Source organism: Mesorhizobium sp. M7A.F.Ca.US.005.03.2.1, assembly GCF_003997795.1.
Classification (GTDB): Bacteria; Pseudomonadota; Alphaproteobacteria; order Rhizobiales; family Rhizobiaceae; genus Mesorhizobium; species Mesorhizobium ciceri.
The window spans coordinates 1-798 of sequence record NZ_RZRP01001436.1 but is presented as its reverse complement, the minus strand read 5'-3'; the positions used below and the strand labels follow the sequence as shown (position 1 = coordinate 798).

The following is a 798-nucleotide window of genomic DNA, read 5'->3' as shown; positions in this document are numbered from 1 at the left end:
GTTTCCGACGGACATATCCGAAAGCCCGCTGATCGGCAGAAAGTTCGATTCCCCACCAGGCCGGATTGTGGAGACGCCTGATGAACCATGAGTGACGCCAATAGATAGCCGCTCGTCAACCGTGTGGCGACATTGCGCGGCCGGACCTCAAGCGGGCTCGTTGAGATGCCCATTTGCAAGGCCGGATTTCTCGCTTCAGGTGAGACGCCTTTTGCCTGATGCCTGGCCGGAGCCATCTGGCCCTCATAGGTGAGGTTGCAGCGTCAGGCCTTGGCGGATCAACCACCTCATGTGATGTCGCAGCGACAATTGCGAGCGCAGCCTATGTCATAGGTTAATGCGCTGCTCGAGGGGCTCGATTATGGGTGTGCAGCACTCCTGTGCCCCGTGCAATGAAGTCCCGGCCAAGGACCTGCCTCGGCATCCTGAATTCCCAGTTCCCGACCAGCAGTCCGGCGCCTCGTTACGGCTATCCGGAACTTTTGACGCGGATGCAAGTTCGATAACCAACATCAGCTAGGTAGCCACTTTGTCACCCACTTCATCCTCGGATGTACTTATCCGCAAGCTCCAGAGCATCTCGGATCTCCGAGAGGGCGATATTGATGTTTTGAAAGACATCCAAATTCAGGAGAAGGATTTTCTTGCCAATTACGACCTGGTGCGTGAGGGTGACCGCCCTGTCAATTCGTTCGTGGTTTTGGATGGCCTGCTCGGTTCCACCAAACTTACCGGCGATGGCAAACGGCAGATTACATCCTTCTTTGTGGCTGGGGACATTCCCGATCTGCACGGACT

1 pseudogene is annotated in these 798 nt (G+C 56.0%); it reads left to right on the top strand.

Annotation, left to right across the window (positions count from 1 at the left end):
• Positions 1–529: 529 nt before the first annotated feature.
• Positions 530–798 (top strand): annotated as a pseudogene (locus EN991_RS38310) (Crp/Fnr family transcriptional regulator); the annotation flags it as partial.